The 14796-nt window shown below is 39.2% G+C and carries 12 protein-coding genes; all 12 read left to right on the top strand.

Annotated elements, in window-relative coordinates:
• The first annotated feature begins 291 nt into the window (after positions 1-291).
• The 12 genes from murJ (at position 292) to AOR04_RS12175 (ending at position 14790) form a co-directional block, all read left to right on the top strand.
• On the top strand, positions 292-1830 hold the full coding sequence (gene murJ, locus AOR04_RS12230; protein WP_442960137.1) for a murein biosynthesis integral membrane protein MurJ: 1539 nt from the start codon (positions 292-294) through the stop codon (positions 1828-1830).
• An 84-nt stretch (positions 1831-1914) separates the two neighbouring features.
• Positions 1915-2865, top strand: coding sequence for a bifunctional riboflavin kinase/FAD synthetase (gene ribF / locus AOR04_RS12225; protein WP_096793492.1), 951 nt, complete (start codon positions 1915-1917; stop codon positions 2863-2865).
• A gap of 5 nt (positions 2866-2870) precedes the next feature.
• Positions 2871-5699, top strand: a complete 2829-nt coding sequence (ileS, locus tag AOR04_RS12220; RefSeq protein WP_096793491.1) for an isoleucine--tRNA ligase — start codon at positions 2871-2873, stop codon at positions 5697-5699.
• A gap of 12 nt (positions 5700-5711) precedes the next feature.
• The gene (gene lspA / locus AOR04_RS12215) at positions 5712-6212 is read left to right on the top strand and encodes a signal peptidase II (protein WP_007376920.1); all 501 of its coding nucleotides are present in this window, start codon (positions 5712-5714) and stop codon (positions 6210-6212) included.
• Positions 6209-6649 (top strand): FKBP-type peptidyl-prolyl cis-trans isomerase, encoded by a 441-nt coding sequence (fkpB, locus tag AOR04_RS12210; RefSeq protein ID WP_002958231.1) that lies wholly within the window; start codon positions 6209-6211, stop codon positions 6647-6649. Before lspA ends, fkpB begins: the two co-directional genes overlap by 4 nt.
• Positions 6649-7578: a 4-hydroxy-3-methylbut-2-enyl diphosphate reductase gene (gene ispH / locus AOR04_RS12205; protein ID WP_007376921.1), complete on the top strand. Its 930-nt coding sequence runs from the start codon at positions 6649-6651 to the stop codon at positions 7576-7578. Before fkpB ends, ispH begins: the two co-directional genes overlap by 1 nt.
• Before the next feature lie 28 nt (positions 7579-7606).
• Positions 7607-8641, top strand: a complete 1035-nt coding sequence (locus AOR04_RS12200; RefSeq protein ID WP_096793490.1) for a sensor histidine kinase — start codon at positions 7607-7609, stop codon at positions 8639-8641.
• Positions 8638-9339, top strand: coding sequence for a LytR/AlgR family response regulator transcription factor (locus AOR04_RS12195; protein ID WP_096793489.1), 702 nt, complete (start codon positions 8638-8640; stop codon positions 9337-9339). Before AOR04_RS12200 ends, AOR04_RS12195 begins: the two co-directional genes overlap by 4 nt.
• A gap of 127 nt (positions 9340-9466) precedes the next feature.
• A complete protein-coding gene (gene pilV, locus AOR04_RS12190) occupies positions 9467-10027 on the top strand; it encodes a type IV pilus modification protein PilV (RefSeq protein WP_096793488.1) in 561 nt (186 codons plus the stop codon).
• Positions 10028-10029: 2 nt separating this feature from the next.
• Positions 10030-11031, top strand: coding sequence for a PilW family protein (locus tag AOR04_RS12185; protein WP_007378374.1), 1002 nt, complete (start codon positions 10030-10032; stop codon positions 11029-11031).
• On the top strand, positions 11019-11522 hold the full coding sequence (locus AOR04_RS12180; protein ID WP_007378373.1) for a hypothetical protein: 504 nt from the start codon (positions 11019-11021) through the stop codon (positions 11520-11522). Before AOR04_RS12185 ends, AOR04_RS12180 begins: the two co-directional genes overlap by 13 nt.
• 1 nt (position 11523) lies before the next feature.
• On the top strand, positions 11524-14790 hold the full coding sequence (locus AOR04_RS12175) for a pilus assembly protein (RefSeq protein WP_096793487.1): 3267 nt from the start codon (positions 11524-11526) through the stop codon (positions 14788-14790).
• Positions 14791-14796 lie beyond the last annotated feature (6 nt).

Below are 14796 nucleotides of genomic sequence, written 5' to 3'. Positions count from 1 at the left end.
TGCTCCTAACAATCTTAAAATAAAGCTTAAATTAAAGGCCGTGGAATATGCCTGTTTCAATCATGAATGTCAATTTAAATTTAACAATCCAAGAAAAACTGCACCATATAACGAGCATCAATTTGCCGCTTTAGCAGTTAATACCGACATTGTAACAAAGCACAGACCCCCAGCCTAGTGCTTTAAAGCGATTTATAAAAAAGACTATGGCATAATTGCCTCTCTTAGGGATTTTTGAGTAGGTTTAAGGTGTCAAAAGGTTTATTTCGCTCCGGTATGATAGTTAGTTGTATGACTATGATATCGCGTATTTTAGGGCTCGTTCGAGATGCAGTCGTTGCTAACTTGTTAGGTGCAAGTGCAGCTGCTGATGTTTTTTTATTTGCTAACCGTATTCCTAATTTTCTACGTCGTTTATTTGCAGAAGGGGCGTTTGCACAAGCATTTGTACCCGTGTTGAGTGAAATTAAAGAGCAACAAGGTGACGACAAGGTCAGGCTTTTTGTTGCACAAGCGGCGGGTACATTAGGAACCATTTTATTGATTGTCACCATTATAGGTGTTGTTGCCTCCCCTGTTATTGCAGCATTATTTGGTACTGGTTGGTTTATAGATTGGTGGCAGGGCGGGCCTAATGCCGAAAAATTTGAACTTGCAAGTTCATTACTTAAATTTACATTCCCCTATTTATTTTTTGTAAGTTTAGTGGCGCTTAGTGGTGCAGTCATGAATGTGTATAACCGTTTTGCTGTTGCTGCATTTACACCTGTTCTACTCAATGTTTCTATTATTACATGTGCAATTTTTTTACATGATAAATTTAGCGTCGGGGCTTATTCTCTCGCAATTGGCGTATTTATTGGTGGCGTTGTACAGCTTTTGTTTCAACTTCCATTTTTATACCGTGCAAAAATGTTGGCGCGTCCGCGTTGGGCATGGCAAGACGAAAACGTAAAAAAAGTACGAAAACTTATGCTACCGGCTTTGTTTGGTGTCTCTATTAGTCAAATTAATCTGTTGTTAGATACCATGATTGCGTCATTACTGATGACGGGCTCAATTGCATGGCTTTATTATTCAGACCGCTTAATTGAATTTCCGCTGGGTTTATTTGGTATTGGTATTGCGACAGTTATTTTACCGGCGCTTTCTAAACTACATAGCAGTAAAAAAAGTAGCGACTTTCAGCAGACTCTCGATTGGGGAGTGCGTTTTGTTATATTTTTAGGCCTACCAGCAATGATAGGTTTAATGATCATCAGTCCACTTATTATTACCGTATTGTTCGACCACGGTGCTTTTAAAGAAGACAGTATTGATCATGTCAAAGCAGTAAGCCTAGGCGTAGCCGCATATTCAGTAGGGCTTGTAAGTTTTATGCTAATTAAAGTACTCGCTCCTGGCTTTTACGCTCGCCAGGACACTAAAACGCCGGTTCGTATTGGTATTATCACCTTAGTACTTAATATGGTGTTTAACATTATGCTGGCTCCTTTCATTGGTTATTTAGGGTTAGCACTTGCTACTTCGTTATCGGCTAGCTGCAATGCATTTTTATTATACAGGCAGCTTAAAAAAGAAAATGTATACCAGTTCTCATCAATGAGTATACGTTTTACACTTAAATGTGTTGTTGCAAGTGCGGTTATGGGAGCTGTTACATGGTTTGTGAGCAGTTACTATTATTGGGCTGCATGGAGCTTTTCACATCAGGTAATGTTATTAATAGCATTAGTGGCTTTGGCAGGTATTAGTTACTTTGCAATGCTATTTTTGATGGGTGTTAGACTAAATACGATAAAAAGTGTAGCAATTACTGAATCAAATTAAAAAAAAGATTATAATCGGCAACTCTGCGACTTTAATTAATTTTTAGTCGTAATTAATAACTCGCTAAACAAGGCATTAGGTGGCATGGAGTTAATTAGAGGTATACACAATATTCGCCCGCACCATTTTGGTTGTGTGTTAACTATTGGTAATTTTGACGGTGTTCATTTAGGCCATGCAGAAGTATTAAAAGGTTTACTTAGCGATGCTAAAGCACATAGTTTGCCAAGCACTGTAATGCTGTTTGAGCCTCAGCCACAAGAGTTTTTTGCTAAAAATAATGCCCCAGCACGGCTAACGCGCTTGCGAGATAAGCTACGTTTGCTAAGTGATTTAGGTATTGAGCGAGTTATTTGCATTAGCTTTAATCAGCAATTTGCAAACATGCATGCTGAGCAATTCGTTAATGAGATTTTGATTAAAAAGTTAGGTGTTAAAGCACTTACTGTTGGTGATGATTTTAAGTTTGGAAAGCAACGCCAAGGTAACTTTCACTTACTTGCTAGCATGGGTAAGCAAGCGGGCATGGATGTAAAAAGCACCGCGAGCTTTCGTCAATTAAATGCTAGAGTAAGCAGCACTTTAATACGAGATGCTTTAGCATCCGGTGACTTAGCGAGTGCTAAAATAATGCTTGGTCACGATTATGCTATTTCTGGGCGTGTTATACATGGCTGGAAAAGAGGACGCGAACTCGGTTTTAGAACGGCAAATATTGCCCTAAAACGCCAAGTGTGTCCTGTTAACGGAGTGTTTGCAGTGCAAGCAACGATTGCAGGAAAACAGATTTTTGGAGTTGCAAATGTAGGTAATAAGCCGACATTCAATGGAACTCGTGCATTATTAGAAGTTCACCTTTTTGATTTTGCACAGGATATTTACGGACAATTTATGCATGTGGAGTTAATAAAAAAACTTCGCGATGAGAAAAAATTCGAGACATTAACACAATTAACGGCGCAAATAGCAACTGATGTTGCTGCCGCTAAGCAGTGTTTTGGTTTAAATCAGGTAGCCGATAGAGACGGAATGTAGGATAAATGAGCGACTATAAACATACTTTGAACTTACCGGAAACACCGTTTCCAATGCGTGGCAATTTGGCACAACGTGAACCAAAAATGCTTAAAGCATGGTATGAGGACGACCTTTACGGTCAAATTCGCAGCGCTAAGAAAGGTAAAAAAACCTTTATTTTGCATGACGGCCCTCCGTATGCAAATGGCGATATCCATTTAGGCCACTCAGTTAATAAAATATTAAAAGATATTATTGTTAAGTCTAAAACATTATCTGACTTTGATTCACCATTAGTTCCAGGTTGGGATTGTCATGGTTTACCAATCGAGTTAATGGTTGAGAAAAAAGTAGGCAAGCCAGGTGTAAAAGTTACTGCGAGTGAGTTTCGTGAAAAATGCCGTGCATACGCTAAAAAACAAGTTGAAGGTCAAAAAGTTGATTTTAAACGTCTAGGCGTATTTGCAGATTGGGATAAGCCTTACTTAACAATGAACTTTGACTTTGAAGCGAATGCAATTCGTGTACTTGGTCGTATTATTGAAAAAGGTCATTTGCATAAAGGTGCTAAGCCTGTGCATTGGTGTACAGATTGTGGTTCTGCATTAGCAGAAGCAGAAGTTGAATACCAAGATAAGCAATCTCCAGCGATTGATGTGCGTTTTACATTTGTTGATCAAGATGCTGTTGTGAGTGCATTTGATTTGGCTGATGGTCATAAAGGTGAAGGCAGTGTTGGTACTGTTATTTGGACAACAACACCGTGGACGCTTCCTGCAAACCGCGCTGTGGCTGTGCATGCCGATTTAGAGTATGCGTTGGTACAGGTTGAAGATGAAGGCGTACAACAACGTCTAATTTTAGGCTCTGAGCTTGTTAAAGATGCTATGGACCGCTTTGGTTTTAATCACTTTCACGTACTAGGGTATGTAAAAGGTGCTGCGCTTGAAAACTTGCAAGTAGCCCATCCTTTTTATGATTTTAATGTACCAGTGATTGTTGCTGAACACGTAACGACTGATTCAGGTACTGGTGTTGTACATACCGCACCTGGGCATGGTCAAGAAGATTTCGTGGCTGGTTTAAATTACAACCTTGAAGTGGCTAACCCTGTTGGTGCAAATGGTGTTTATTTACCAGATACCGAACTTTTTGCAGGTCAGCACGTATTTAAGGCGAATGCGAGCGTAATTGAAGTATTAAAAGAGCACGGTGCGCTTATGCATCATCATGCGCTTACGCATAGTTACCCACACTGTTGGCGTCATAAAACACCAATCATTTTCCGTGCTACACCACAATGGTTTGTAAGCATGGATCAGGCTAACTTACGTCAAGATTCTTTAAAAGAAATTAAAAACACGCAGTGGTTACCAGAGTGGGGCGAAAGCCGTATTTCTAACATGGTTGAAAGCCGCCCAGATTGGTGTATTTCTCGCCAGCGTACTTGGGGTGTGCCAATTGCATTGTTTGTTGATAAAGACACCGGTGCACTTCACCCAAATACACAAGAGCTAATTGCTCAAGCAGCAGCGCTTGTTGAAAAGTCTGGTATTCAGGCATGGTACGATTTAGAACCAGCTACATTACTTGGTGAAGAAGATGCCAAGCAATACATGAAAGTGCAAGATACGCTAGATGTATGGTTTGACTCAGGTGTTTCACATGCATGTGTTGTAGACGCACGTGAAGACTTAGTTGGTCCAGCTGATTTATACCTTGAAGGTTCTGATCAGCATCGTGGTTGGTTTATGTCGTCAATGATGACGTCAGTGGCAATTAATGGTCATGCGCCATACCGCCAAGTATTGACTCATGGTTTTACTGTTGATGAAAACGGCCGCAAAATGTCTAAGTCGTTAGGCAATGTTATTTCTCCACAAAATGTGATGAATAAACTAGGCGCCGACATTCTACGTTTATGGGTGGCTTCTACCGATTACACGGCAGAAATGACTGTGTCGGATGAGATATTTAAACGCTCAGCCGATCGTTACCGTCGTATTCGTAACACCAGCCGTTACTTGCTTGCTAACCTAAATGGTTTTGATCCAAAAACTGATCAAGTAGCTGTTGATGATATGGTTGAGCTTGATAAGTGGATTGTTGGCCGTGCTGCTCAGTTACAAGACGAGATTTTAGCCGCGTACGACAGCTACCAAATGCTATTAGTAACGCAAAAGCTAATGAACTTCTGTACGGGTGAACTTGGTTCGTTCTATTTAGATGTTATTAAAGATCGTCAATACACAGCTAAGAGCGACAGCCATGCACGTCGTTCTTGTCAAACAGCGCTTTATCATATAGCAGAAGCAATGACGCGTTGGATGGCCCCTATTATGAGCTTTACCGCACAAGAAATTTGGGAAGCTTTACCGGGTGAGCGTAGTGACTACGTATTTACATCAGTTTGGTATGATGGCTTACAAGCACCAACAAATAGCCAATTTAGTAACGATGACTGGTTAGAAATTCTAACAGTACGTGACGAAGTAAACCGCTTATTAGAAGCTGCACGTAAAAAAGAAGTCATTGGTGCAACACTTCAAGCAACGGTTAATTTATTTACGAGTAAAGAGCTTGCCGCTAAGTTAAATGCGCTTGGTGATGAACTGCGTTTTGTATTGTTAACATCAGCGGTAAATGTTACTGAAGTTGATAGCCAGCCTGCTGATACACAAGCTACCGAAATTGAAGGTTTGTTTATTAGTGTTGCTGCAACAGATGCTGCTAAATGTGAGCGTTGTTGGCATTACAGTGAAGATGTAGGTGTTAACCCAGCTCATCCTGAAATTTGTGGTCGCTGTGTAAGTAATGTTGATGGCGAAGGTGAAAAGCGTCAATTCGCTTAGGAGTTATTCTTAGTGAGCAAACTAGCCCAAAAAAGTGGTTTAGTGTGGCTTTGGTTGAGTCTATTACTTTTAGTAATAGACTTTGCCAGTAAAACACTTGTTGTAGGGACAATGGCTTATCAAGAGTCGATAAATTTACTCCCTGTTTTTAGTATTACTTATGTGCATAATTATGGTGCTGCTTATAGCTTTTTAAGTGAAGCGGGTGGTTGGCAGCGTTGGTTTTTAAGTGCAATTGCCATTGCTATTAGTGCTTTGCTTGTGTGGTGGCTAAAACGTTTACCTGCAACAAACAAAGTACTATGCGGTGCCTATGCACTGGTACTTGCAGGCGCTATTGGTAATTTATACGATCGTATTGCGTATGGTTATGTAATCGACTTTATTCACGTATTTTATAAAGACTCACATTTTCCTGTATTCAATATTGCTGATTGCGCTATTTGTATTGGCGCAGCACTATTGTTATTTGACGCCTTTACCGGTGAGAGTCCGAAGGAGCATAAAGCATGAGCCAAGCTGTAATTGGTGAAAACTCACAAGTTATTTTCCATTTTTCTATTAAATTAGAAGATGGTTCTGCCGCCGACTCTACCAAGGTGCACAATAAACCTGCTAAATTAACAATGGGCGATGGCAGCTTAACGGCAAACTTCGAAAAGTGTTTATTAGGGCTAACTGCAGGCGAAAGTAAAACGTTTGAATTAGAACCTGAAGATGCATTTGGTCAGCCAAACCCAGATAATATTTACTACGTTGACCGTAGTAAATTTGGCCCAGAAACACCAGCTAAGGTAGGTGCAATTATTGCGTTTACTCAACCTGATGGGACTGAGCTTCCAGGTTTAGTACGTGAAGTGCAAGGCGAGTCGGTAACGATTGATTTTAATCACCCTTTATCTGGTCAGCGTTTAACGTTTGAAGTTGATATTATTGAGGTAGAAGGTTAATGGAAATATTATTAGCTAATCCACGCGGCTTTTGCGCTGGTGTTGACCGTGCTATTAGTATTGTTGAGCGCGCTCTCGATATTTTTGAAAAGCCAATTTATGTTCGCCACGAAGTAGTTCATAACCGCTATGTAGTTGATGGATTAAAAAGCCGTGGTGCGGTTTTTGTTGAAGAGCTTGATCAAGTACCTGACGACAGCATTGTTATTTTTAGCGCACATGGCGTATCGCAAGCTGTTCGCAGCGAGGCTAAACGACGTGACTTAAAAGTATTTGATGCAACGTGTCCGCTTGTAACTAAAGTACATATGGAAGTTACACGTGCGAGTCGAAAAGGTATTGAGTGTATTTTAATTGGACACCATGGTCACCCTGAAGTAGAGGGAACAATGGGACAATATGATAACTCAGCCGGTGGCATTTACCTTGTTGAAACTGTTGACGATGTAATTGCGCTTGATGTAAAAAATGCTGAAAACCTTTTTTATTGCAGCCAAACAACACTCTCAGTTGATGATACCGCTGATGTTATTGATGCACTTCGCAATAAGTTTCCATCAATTGACGGACCGCGTAAAGATGACATTTGTTATGCAACACAAAATCGTCAAGACGCTGTGCGTGACTTAGCTGACAAAGTTGATGTGCTATTAGTCGTTGGCGCTAAAAATAGCTCTAATTCTAATCGCTTGCGTGAGCTGGCAGATAAAATGGGCACGGTTGCTTATTTAATTGATGATGCAACTGATGTGCAAGAACAGTGGGTTTCGGGTTCTAAATCAGTGGGTGTTACTGCAGGAGCCTCTGCGCCAGAAGTACTTGTACAACAAGTTATAAGCCGATTAAAAGAGCTAGGTGGCACACAGGTTGTTGAAAACCCAGGCGAAGAAGAAAATATCGTATTTGCTGTTCCTGTAGAGCTACGTTAATTTAAAATTTAGATAAAGGAGAGTCGTTATGAGCAAGTCACTTCAAAATGATGGTTTGCTTTTTTCGGCTCTTTTTAATGAGCGAGGCGTATTAGCTTCGCTTATTGTTTCTCAAGTTATTGCTATTGTTTTAGCCTTTGCACCCAATGTAGAAGGTGATATTTGGCTTCGACTTGGGATCATTAGTTTATTTTTACATTTAATTGTTTTAGTCGGCACTTCTTCTTTATATTTTTGTCGTTTTTTTTTACAGAACCGTACTCAAGCTTTTCAGTTAAGTCTATTTTTTGCCTCTTTTTTATTATCTACATGCATTTTTAGTATTTTATTTTCCCATTTTGCTTTTGATATAGATGATACAAAGAACCTAATTTATTTTACACTTCGCAATTGCATTATAGTGGCTTTGCTGGCGGCTTTATTCGTCCAATTTTTATTAATTCATTTTGAAAAAGCGCAACAAACTAAGGCGCTCTCTCGTGCTGAGCTTGATGCCTTACAAGCTAGAATACGTCCTCATTTTTTATATAATAGTTTAAACACTGCTGCAGAGCTTACCCATCATGATGCCGATGCGGCAGAGCAAGCCATTTTAGCATTAGCCGCCTTATCGCAGGCTGCAATGCACTCAGGAAAAAATGTACCTCTTGACGATGAAATAACACTGAGTAAGCAATATATAGCACTTGAAACTTGGCGTTTTGGTAACCGCTTAAGAGTTGATTGGCAAATACCCAATGAACTACCTGCATTGAGTATTCCTTGTTTAACCCTGCAGCCATTAATTGAAAATGCGGTATGCCACGGCGTTGAAACAAGTGAGCATGGTGCAGAAATAAAAGTAGAGCTGCATATTACTACCGGCTATATAACCATGATTGTATCTAACCCCATAATAATTTCTAATGCTCAAACTAGGCCTAATAACGGCATGGCGCTTGAAAATATTCGCCAGCGATTAAATATTTATTATAAAAATAAAGCGCAGCTAACAATTACTAGTAAAAATGATGTGTTTAGGGTCAAGGTTGTGATCCCTAAGCTAATTGAGGGCAGTGTATGAATGTACTCATTGTTGATGATGAACCTCTTGCGAGATCGCGCTTAATTCGTTTGTTAGCACACGACAAAAGTATAGTTGTACAAGGTGAGGCAAGTAATGGTAATGAAGCCCTAATACTTGCTAAAAAGCAAACGCCAGATTTAATTTTTTTAGATGTTGATATGCCTGGAATGAATGGTTTACAAGTTGCTAATGAGCTCAATAGTTTAATTCTACCTCCAGCAATTGTTTTTATAACTGCTCACCCTAAGCATGCCTTCGATGCTTTACAATTAAGCGCAGCGGGTTATTTAGTTAAACCTATTTCAGAGCAATCATTGCAAAAGGTGCTTAAGCAAGTCGGGCGTTTAAACAAAGTGCATATTCAAAAACAGCAAAATGTAAAAATTTCTTATCAGCTAGCTGGTACTCTACGTAGCGTTGATATAAAAGATGTTTTGTACTTTAGTGCAGAAGAAAAATACACCAAAATGGTATTTTTAACTGGAGAAGCTTTACTAGAACAAAGTTTAAAGCAGTTAGAATTACTCTATCCAGCGTATGTTTTACGAATTCATCGTAATACATTAGTTAATAAAAAAAGGGTTATTGCTTTGCATTCGCAAGGGAGTAGTCATCACATGATTGAACTTAAAGGGAGTCGCGAGTTACTGCCTGTTAGTCGTCGTGAGGTCAAGGCTGTCAAAAGCGCGCTTTGATTTTATACCTCTTAAATATATTCTGTTAACCGCTTATCAACAAATTTAACCGCCTATCGTAGTATTGATTGAACATTACCATTTAGCAGATAAACTAATAATTAGATAATTTTCATTTGGTTTTTTTATGCAATCTTACTCTCCTTCTTCCAAAAAAGGTTTCACACTGATAGAAGTGCTTATTGCATTTATTATTCTCAGCTTTGGTTTGTTAGGTGCTATCGCACTACAAGCTAAAGCAAAGCAAGCAAGTTTTGATTCAATGCAGCGCGCTGCGGCTGTAGCGCTTGGCAACGATATTATTCAACGTATTCGTGCTAATGATACGTCTCAATTAGGCACACTCTATAAACAAACGTTTAATAGCCAAACCGCTATGAAATCGACAACTACTTGTTTTAGTAATTCATGCAGTTCAGCACAAATTGCGCTGTTGGATATTGAACAGTGGAAACGAGCTATACGCGCTCGCGAAAATACAGGAACGCTGGATGGGGCCACAGTATGTATAAACCCTTCAGCTATTGGTGGCTCAGGCGGTAAAGCATTTAACTTAGAGGTTGTTGTCTCGTGGCAAGGCAGGCAAGAATTTACCGCTAATAAAGCGACGGGCGATATTGAATGCGGGACAGCAGATAAACGACGCCGTCTAGTTGTTTTGACCAGCTATATTTATCTTAGGAGCTAAGTATGAAACAAAAAGGGTTTACACTTATAGAAGTCATGATCTCTCTTTTTATTGGTGGTCTTGTACTTGGTGGCGTCATGTTTACCTACATAGGTATGAAAGTAACAACTCGAGATACTATGACAATAGGCGAGCTGCAAGAATCAGGTCGCTTAGCTATAAATATAATGCAACGAGATATTGAGCAAATTGGGTTTTGGGGAACATTTTATGATGATTCATTTTCATCAGCGAACACGACGACATTAGCAACACCTAATGCAGCAAACGATTGCCTTGAAGGCTTAAATAACGGCAGTTTCCCAGATCTTTCCAGTACCACTAACTTTCGCACTATTTATGCCAAAACAGCGGGAGCCGTAAAAGAGCTTAATTGCGTAACTAATCCAATAGGTGGAACGGATATCCTGCAGCTTAAGTTTTTACAGGGTGATCCAATTACAGTTAAAGCGGGCAGTAATGAAACACAAAATAAAGAAAATTACTTTATAGCAGAGCAAGAGCGTGCACAATTTGTGCGAAATATTGTTGATCCAGCGACGCTAAATGTTAATGCGACAGTGTGGCCGTATAGTCACCATGTTTATTATATTTCTAATCAAACCTATACGGTAAATAATAATAAGTTAACGGTTCCTGCATTAATGCGTAAACGTTTGGTTGACGATGCTATGAAAACCGAAACAATAATGGAAGGGGTCGAAAACATGCGTTTTGTTTTTGGCTTAGACACAACAAATGATAGTCGAATAGATATGTATAAGAGCATTGATAATATGGCTCCAGCCGATTGGGAAAATCGCAAAGGAATTTTAACTGTGCAAGTATTTTTATTGATACGGGCCCTGCAACCTGATGCAGACCTTAGCATTAAAAATCAAACATACACGTTAGGCGAAGATGCAGATAATAGAGAATTACAATTTACAGATAATTTTAGGCGAACTGTTTTTACAACGACTATTCGATTAAATAACGTTGGGGAAAATTTATGGCGCATTTAATGAAATCACAAATCAAGCAACAAGGTGTTGTACTGATTACTGCTTTGATAATGGTAATTGCTGTCACGGGTATTGCGGTAACATTAATGAGCAGTAGCAGTATTGATATTAAAATTACGAATGCAGCACAAGAGCGCGAAGTAGCTGAAAATGAATTGATAGGCGAAGTACTTCGCGTGATTGCTGAGGAAGCAAATAAAGGTGCGGCTAATCAGTTCTTCTTGTCACCCGAGGAAGTCACTAAAATAGCTGACGAAAGCACCGACGGAATGCTTATTGCTGAACATAATGGTATGCCAAGTAAAATGATTAACTTAAATAAAGGCGCACTTAATCTGGAGTGTCCGAGGTGCTATAGCTGCACAAAAGGGGTTGCTTGCAATATGATGCAAGTATCAACAACAATAGAGTATGGCTCTAAAAGCAAACATCAGTTAACCATTGTTACCGGTATTGCTCAACAAATGGCTAGTACAGGCAAAGGAATTTAAAATGAGACTTAAATTAAATAAATTATTTGCTGCATCTCTAGGGTTAACAATGAGTGTACCGGCTATCGCTGAGGATATAGAGCTCTACGTGAATCATAATATTAACGTGGATGAAAAACCACGTGTGCTGCTTATATTTGATACATCGGGAAGTATGGCGTTTTCATCAAGTTCGGGTAATGATTGTGGGTACAGTAATAATCTAAGACGCTATATATTATGCTCGGATAGTCGCCTAGGTGCGGCACAATATGCGATGAATAAAGTTATAGAAGATAACGATAATATTGACTTTGGTTTAATGCGTTTTAAAGAGACTGATGGCGGTTATATTATAAATGGCTTGGGGAAAGACCCCTCTGTGGTTAAATCGTCAATCGCAAATTTACCAGCGGATGGTGGAACGCCGCTAACAGAGACACTCTGGGAAGCCTATTTATATATTACAGGGCAAAGTGTGAGCTATGGTTTGGGAGCAAGCGAAGTTGAAAGAGATACCAGTGTTGAAGATATTGTAACGACTCAGATAGAAAAAGAGCATTGCTATTGGACTGGTTGGGGGCGAAATCGCAGAGAGGTTTGTTATAACTATTATGATACACAAACTACTTATACGTATGTTTCTCCATTTAATGACAGCGTAGAGGAAGCGAAGCGTTGTGATAACTCGGTAAATATTATTTATATGACTGATGGTGATCCGTCAGGAGATAATGATAGTGATAGCGTAATTAGTGATGAGCATAAGAAGTACTTTGGGCAAGGCCTAAATTGGAGTACTGATAGTTATTACAGTAGCTATTTACATCAGTTGGCTAAAGTTATTCATGGTACGAGTAATGTAAAAGTAGATTTGTATCCAGCGACTCCTGATATTCACGAGACAGGGCGTCTATACACAATAGGTTTTGGTTCTGGAATGAGCGCTAAGGGGCAAGAGCTTTTAGTTAAAGCTTCGTCATTAGGTGGTGGCGAAAACTTTCCAGCCAGTACCCCAGATGAATTATCTAAGTCACTAAATAAAGCAATTTCTAAAATTCGAGAAGTAAATGATAGCTTTTCATCGCCATCTGTAGCGAGTAATAACGTCGATCAAACTCGTAGTCGAAATGCTATTTATTTCGCTATGTTTTATCCTGAAATAGGTACTAGGTGGAAAGGAAACTTAAAAAAATTAAAAGTTTCTGGTAGCCGTATTATTGATTCAACGAATAAAGCGGCGCTTGATTCGGATGGTTTGATTGATGATGATGCAAAAACCTATTGGTTACCAAGTGATCAGTCAGCTGATGGAAGTTTGGTTGCAGAAGGTGGTGTAAATTATCACTTAAGTTCACTGACTGGCAGTGATGCTTTAAAAAGGCGGAATCTTTATACAAATAAGCAAGGAAGTATTGTTGAATTTAACACCACGATTGTAAGCGAGATACTTGATTCATTAGATGACAATCCGATTACTTTAAGTAGCTCTGATATTAAATGGTCTATGGGCATTGATGTTGATGATGAAAACGGTGATGGCGATAGAACAGATCAAAGAGGTAATATTTTTGGTGACCCCCTGCATTCTAAACCGATAGCGATAGATTACGGCAATGATGATATTCGTATTCTAATAGGCACTAATGCTGGATTTCTGCATATGTTCAAAGATGATGATGTTAATAATGAAGTGAGCGAAAGTTGGGCATTTATACCTTCTGATCTATATGACATTATTAAACCTCTTCGCAATAATGAAACCGGTAAACTGTATGGTATGGATGGGCCGATTAGTGTTTATTTTAATAATAAAAACCTAAATGATAATGGCTTAAATGATGGTGTTATTGATGCAAGTCAAGGTGATCAAGTCTGGGCTGTAGCAGGTATGCGACGTGGTGGTAAAAACTATTATGCACTTGATATTTCAGACCCTAGTGAGCCAAAAAAGTTGTGGGCACAGCCAATCGAAGGTGGTAAAGGCGATTTTAAAGAATTAGCTCAAACGTGGTCAAAGCCACAGATTGCTTACATAAAAGCATTTGGTGACAAGCCGTTACTTGTGTTTGGTGCAGGGTATGATACGAATAAGGATGCGGCTATTCGAAGTAAAGATAATATAGGTAGAGGTATTTATATTGTTGAAGCTGAAACAGGAAAAAGAGTATGGGCGCTCACCCCTGATATTAATGGATTTGAGGGCGAACACAGTATTGCTGCTAATGTTTCTTTACTTGATTCCGATTACGATGGATACATTGATAGAATTTACGCATCTGATACTGGAGGAGATATATGGCGTATTGATATGCCAGGAGACGATGTAAATAAATTTAGTCACTTTAAGTTTGCTGAATTGGGGAGTAGTCAAGCAACAGAAGATAGACGCTTTTTTTATAACCCATTAATAGTAAGAACGATGTTTAGCAAAGTTTCTGAAGTGACTGTAAATGGTAAAAAAGTTATAACTCGGCTAGATACACCCTTTGATGCTGTGGTATTGGGGAGCGGTAATCGTTCGAAACCGAATGATACTAATGAAAAAGATCAATTGTTAATGATTCGAGATGAAAACACGGTAACACGAACGTTTACAACAAATACACCAGATGCGATTAAACTAGCTGATTTAATGCCGATGAATTTAGACCCTTTTGGTAATGCATTAAATGATGTTGATAAATTTGTCGACTTAGAAGTCGATTTAGCTGGATTCAAGGGCTGGCACTATGAATTAGGCACAGGTGAAAAGTCGTTAGCTGCAGCTGCCGTTGTAGGTGGTGTTGCTTATTTTTCATCATTTAAGCCAGCTTCAGATACGTCAACTGAAAACCAATGCTCGCTTAGTGGGGGAGGAGGTTCTTTATATGCATTCCATTTACACTACGGGACGAAAGTGTATGACGAATTAAAATTTTCCACGAGTTATGATGTACCCGATACAGCACAGCTTTATTTTGGCGAAGGAGAATCTTGTGTGGATGCAAATAACAATGGTAAATGTGATGCAGAGCCTATTCTGGATGAAAATGACCCCACACCACCAGATATCATTGATACAGACATAGATGTTAAAATGGAAAGTCAGTTCTATTTAATTGGCCCTGGCATCAAAGGCGAAAATGCTGAAAATCCAATGAAACCAGTCGAGATTGTAGGGCCTGGGTTAAATGTTGTTGATGGTAAGATTAAGTTAGTTAATGATGTTCAACCTATCGGCTTTGGCTTCAAAACGCAGCAAACCTATATTTATAAGCGTGAAGAAAATGACGAAATCAAAAATTAAGGAAAA

The organism is Pseudoalteromonas sp. 1_2015MBL_MicDiv, assembly GCF_002407505.1.
Taxonomy (GTDB): Bacteria; Pseudomonadota; Gammaproteobacteria; order Enterobacterales; family Alteromonadaceae; genus Pseudoalteromonas; species Pseudoalteromonas fuliginea.
The sequence above is the reverse complement of the archived record's forward strand: the minus strand, read 5'-3'. Positions and strand labels throughout refer to the sequence as shown.

Coding starts and splice junctions, on each gene's coding strand:
- murJ (WP_442960137.1), top strand. CDS start 292: ATGACTATGATATCGCGTATTTTAGGGCTCGTTCGAGATGCAGTCGTT.
- ribF (WP_096793492.1), top strand. CDS start 1,915: ATGGAGTTAATTAGAGGTATACACAATATTCGCCCGCACCATTTTGGT.
- ileS (WP_096793491.1), top strand. CDS start 2,871: ATGAGCGACTATAAACATACTTTGAACTTACCGGAAACACCGTTTCCA.
- fkpB (WP_002958231.1), top strand. CDS start 6,209: ATGAGCCAAGCTGTAATTGGTGAAAACTCACAAGTTATTTTCCATTTT.
- ispH (WP_007376921.1), top strand. CDS start 6,649: ATGGAAATATTATTAGCTAATCCACGCGGCTTTTGCGCTGGTGTTGAC.
- AOR04_RS12200 (WP_096793490.1), top strand. CDS start 7,607: ATGAGCAAGTCACTTCAAAATGATGGTTTGCTTTTTTCGGCTCTTTTT.
- AOR04_RS12195 (WP_096793489.1), top strand. CDS start 8,638: ATGAATGTACTCATTGTTGATGATGAACCTCTTGCGAGATCGCGCTTA.
- pilV (WP_096793488.1), top strand. CDS start 9,467: ATGCAATCTTACTCTCCTTCTTCCAAAAAAGGTTTCACACTGATAGAA.
- AOR04_RS12185 (WP_007378374.1), top strand. CDS start 10,030: ATGAAACAAAAAGGGTTTACACTTATAGAAGTCATGATCTCTCTTTTT.
- AOR04_RS12180 (WP_007378373.1), top strand. CDS start 11,019: ATGGCGCATTTAATGAAATCACAAATCAAGCAACAAGGTGTTGTACTG.
- AOR04_RS12175 (WP_096793487.1), top strand. CDS start 11,524: ATGAGACTTAAATTAAATAAATTATTTGCTGCATCTCTAGGGTTAACA.